This window comes from Mycobacterium sp. (assembly GCF_050701675.1).
Classification (GTDB): Bacteria; Actinomycetota; Actinomycetes; order Mycobacteriales; family Mycobacteriaceae; genus Mycobacterium.
In genome coordinates, this window is sequence record NZ_JBOGDD010000111.1 from 1 (window position 1) to 4,058 (window position 4,058).

5 protein-coding genes are annotated in these 4,058 nt (G+C 66.7%); 3 read left to right on the forward strand and 2 right to left on the reverse strand.

Features of this window, described 5'->3' with window-relative positions; translation table 11 throughout:
* Positions 1-136 precede the first annotated feature (136 nt).
* The gene (locus ACRDUX_RS03420) at positions 137-835 is read left to right on the forward strand and encodes a M24 family metallopeptidase (protein WP_526411036.1); all 699 of its coding nucleotides are present in this window, start codon (positions 137-139) and stop codon (positions 833-835) included.
* A gap of 4 nt (positions 836-839) precedes the next feature.
* Here the strand turns inward: ACRDUX_RS03420 and ACRDUX_RS03425 are convergent, their stop codons facing one another.
* On the reverse strand, positions 840-1,262 hold the full coding sequence (locus ACRDUX_RS03425) for a DUF2784 family protein (RefSeq protein WP_526411038.1): 423 nt from the start codon (positions 1,260-1,262) through the stop codon (positions 840-842).
* Positions 1,263-1,386: 124 nt separating this feature from the next.
* Here ACRDUX_RS03425 and ACRDUX_RS03430 point away from each other — a divergent pair, with 124 nt between their 5' ends.
* Both ACRDUX_RS03430 and ACRDUX_RS03435 read left to right on the forward strand, forming a co-directional pair.
* Entirely contained in the window at positions 1,387-2,619 is a 1,233-nt protein-coding gene (locus tag ACRDUX_RS03430; protein WP_526411040.1) for a serine hydrolase domain-containing protein, read from the forward strand.
* A gap of 26 nt (positions 2,620-2,645) precedes the next feature.
* On the forward strand, positions 2,646-3,347 hold the full coding sequence (locus ACRDUX_RS03435; protein WP_526411042.1) for a type 1 glutamine amidotransferase: 702 nt from the start codon (positions 2,646-2,648) through the stop codon (positions 3,345-3,347).
* On the opposite strand, the gene ACRDUX_RS03440 is transcribed toward ACRDUX_RS03435, so the two are convergent.
* A partial coding sequence (locus tag ACRDUX_RS03440; RefSeq protein ID WP_526411043.1) for a TIGR01777 family oxidoreductase occupies positions 3,338-4,058 on the reverse strand: 721 nt, incomplete at its 5' end. The two genes, ACRDUX_RS03435 and ACRDUX_RS03440, sit on opposite strands and share 10 nt — an antisense overlap.

Sequence of the window (4,058 nt, forward strand, 5' to 3'; positions counted from 1 at the left end):
TCGACACTACCGCCACCTACCGACATTGATTCGGCGCGCAGCCTTCGCGGAGCTCAGGTGTGGGACCGCGTCGAGGACGTGCTGAGCGGCTGGCGCGGCGACCTGCCGCCGCAACTCTTAGGGAACAATGATGGTCATGCAGGCCATCGAAAGCGCCCGAGTAGAAGCCCTTCGCGAGGCCGAACGCAAGGCACACACGCTGTTCGACGAGGTGGTAGCGCGCGGGCTGATCGTGCCAGGCGTCGGCGAACGTCAGCTCAGCGACCAGATCCGCGACCTGGCCGCGGAACTGTTCGACACCAGGAAGTTCTGGCACAAGCGCATCGTGCGGGCGGGCGCCAACACGCTCCTGCCCTACGACGAGAACCCGCCGGACCGCATCCTGGACGCCGACGACATCCTCTTCCTCGACTTCGGCCCGATCTTCGCCGAGTGGGAGGCAGACTTCGGCCGGACGTACGTTCTCGGCGACGACCCGACGAAGCACCGGCTCGCCGACGATCTGCCTCGGATCTGGGAGTCGGGGCGGGCCCACTTCGCCTCACATCCGGACATCACCGGGGCACAGCTGTTCGCCTACGTCTCGGGACTGATCGCCGCCGCCGGGTGGGGCCACGCCACAGAACATGCCGGGCACCTGGTCGGCGAGTTTCCGCACGTGCGGATCGAGGGTGACAACCTCGAGAGTTACATTGCGCCTGCGAACAACAACCCGATGCGACGTCTGGATGCCGCCGGTCAGCAGTGCCACTGGATTCTCGAGGTGCATCTCGTCGACCGCGAACGTGGCTTCGGCGGATTCTACGAGCAGCTCCTCGACATTCCGTCGGCCTGACTCCTCAGCGCCGGGACCGGCTCAGCTTCCCCACTGGCGTGACCGCCGCATCCGGGGCCAGGGATCGTCTGCGGCCGGCCTTGCGCGCGACCAGGACCCAGGATGTGACGACCGTGACGAGCACCAGCACGAGGACCAGATTCTCGTCCTGCGCCGGGTACCACACTCCGGTGATGTAGTGGTCGATGAATCCGTCGGACGGCAGCGGTGCCATGCCCGCGCCTGCCCTGCCCCAGCGCTCCAACGCCGTCAGCGGGCAGATGAAGTCGACGACCTCGATCGCGACGCACCAGATCACCACGGGCACGTGCAGCCAGATGGTCTTGGGCCAGCGCAGCGCCAGGAATCCGCCGATCACCCCGTAGCCCACGAAGGCGAAGTGAACGGCGACGGTGACCACGACGACGATCGTGTAGAAGTTGGTCATTCTCACCACCTGCGAACTCGTGACAAGCCGACGTTAGGCACGATACCGCTCGATCCTTGACGGCGGCTGCACGGTTTCGCATCGATTCGAGCACCGATCCCCCATCGAGCTGGGAGGCTCTGGTATGCCTCTGCGTCAATCGATCGGTGCCCTCGTGTGCGCGGGAATGCTGTTGACCGCGTGCGCCTCCGTGGCACCCGTGCCGGAGAGCTCCGCGCCCACCGCCGACTCGGCCCAGGCCGATGAGGTGATGAGGATCGTCGACGACGTGATGGCGCAGTCGCACCTGCGGGCCGTGATCGTACGGGTGACGAAGGACGCCCGCGACATCGTCACCCGAGCGGTCGGCGAGTCCATGACCGGTGTTCCCGCCACCACGGACATGCACTTCCGCAATGGGGCGGTGGCGATCTCGTACGTCTCCACCCTGCTGTTGCGTCTCGTCGATCAGGGGAAGGTCAAACTCGACGACAGGCTGTCGACGTGGTTGCCGGAGGTGCCGCACTCCGACCGCGTGACCCTGGGCCAGCTCGCTCAGATGACCTCGGGCTACGTCGACTACGTCATCGGCAACACCGCGATGAACGACGCGCTCTACGCCGACCCGTTCCGGCAGTGGACCACCAAGGAGTTGCTGGACTTCGCCGTCGACCAGCCCCTTCAATACATTCCAGGGACCAACTGGAACTACGCGCACACCAACTACGTCCTGCTCGGACTGGCGTTGGAGAAGGCGACGGGCAAGCCGATGCCGAAGCTGTTGTCGGACAACGTGTTGAAGCCGCTCGGCCTGACCAATACCGCGAACTCCGACACCGCCGAGATTCCGGCACCGGTGCTGCACGCCTTCACCTCCGAACGTCGTGCAGCACTTCGGATTCCCGCAGACACTCCGTTCTACGAGGAGAGCACCTACTGGAATCCGTCGTGGACGATCACCCACGGCGCGATTCAGACGTCGAACATCTACGACCTCGAAGCCTCCGCGGTGGGGATCGGCTCGGGCAAGCTGCTCTCCAGGGAGTCCTACCAGAAGCTGGTGTCCACCGACCTGCGAGGCAAGACCAGGGCCCAGCCCGGCTGCACCACCTGCGCCCCGATGGGCGAGGGCTACACCTACGGAATGGGCATCGTCATCTCCGGTGAGTGGCTATTGCAGAATCCGATGTTCGCGGGGTACTCCGCCGTTGAGGCGTATCTGCCCGAGGAGAAGATCGCGATCGCCGTCGCCGCGACCTTCGCCCCCGAGGCGTTCGACGCCGAGGGCGACTACTCGAACGCCTCCGAGGTCCTGTTCCGCCGGATCGGCGCCGAGCTCGCCCCCGACCATGCTCCGCCGGCGCCCCCCGCGAAATAACCGCCGGTCACCCGTATCCTCTAACAGTGGCGAAGAAGGTGCTGTTCCTCTATAACGACCCCATCGCACCAGAGGCGATGCTCGGGAATGCGTTAACCGAATGTGGCTACGACGTAGAGGCATTCGAGGTGGTGTCGGCTGCCCGCCTCGAGGATCTCGCATTCGACGTGACGCTGCCCGACCCGCGCGGGTACGACGCCATCGTCCCACTCGGATCCCGCTGGTCGGTAAACGACGAGCTGGACTGGATCACCTCCGAGGTCGCGATGGTGCGGGACGCGCACGCGGCGGGCGTGCCGATGCTCGGCGTGTGCTTCGGCGGCCAACTCCTCGCCCACGCCCTCGGCGGCTCGGTGAGCCGCTCGCCCGCACCCGAGATCGGCTGGTACGACGTCGATTCCTCGCGGACGGACCTGATCCCGACCGGACCGTGGTTCGAGTGGCACTTCGACCGGTTCAGCGCGCCGGACGGGGCGGTCGAGATCGCCAGGAACGCCAATGCGTCACAGGCCTTCGTGCTGGGCCGCACGATGGGCCTTCAGTTCCATCCCGAGGTCGACGAAGAACTCCTCGAGCTGTGGTTGGCGGGCAACGGGCGCGACGAGATCGCCGAACTCAGCCTGACCGCCGACCAATTGCGCGATGCCACAACGCGAGTCGTCGACGACGCCACCAAACGAGTGCACGCACTCGTCCGCGCCTTCATCGATACCGTCGCTCAGGGCTGAGCATGCCCCAACTGGTGGGCCAGGACGTCACCGATCAGCGGCTGCCGGAAACGATGACCGACGGCCCGTAGCTTGACCGGATCCACCCGTTGGTCGGCCTCGGCCAGCTCACGCGCGCCCTGGCTTCCGAGCAGCAGCCGTGGCCCCAGCGAGGGCACCGGCAACACCGCGGGACGGTGAAGCGTGCGCGCAAGTGCCTTGGTGTAGTCGACATTTCGCACCGGGTTCGGCGCCACGGCGTTGACCGGCCCGGTGAGTAGGCCGTCGTACAGCGCTCGGTAGTACACCTCGATGAGGTCGTCGATCCCGATCCAGGACAACCACTGCCGTCCACTGCCGAGCCGACCGCCCAGCCCGGCCGCGAACAGGGGCCGCATCAGTTTGAGCGTGCCGCCCCGGGCGGCCTGCACGATGCCGGTGCGCACCGTGACCACCCTCAGCCCCGCTTCGACGGCAGGCTCGGTGGCCGCCTCCCAATCGGCGACGACGTCCGCGAGGAATCCGTCGCCGCGCCCGCTGTCCTCCGACAGCACGGCATCGCCACGGTCGAATCCGTAGTAGCCGATCGCCGATGCGCTGATGAACGTCCGCGGGCCGTCCGAGCCGGAAGCGGCGACCTCGGCGAGTCGGCGGGTCGGCTCGATCCGACTGTCGCGGATCGCCCTGCGATGCGCGTCGGTGAACCGGCCCGCGATCGAGGTCCCCGCCAGG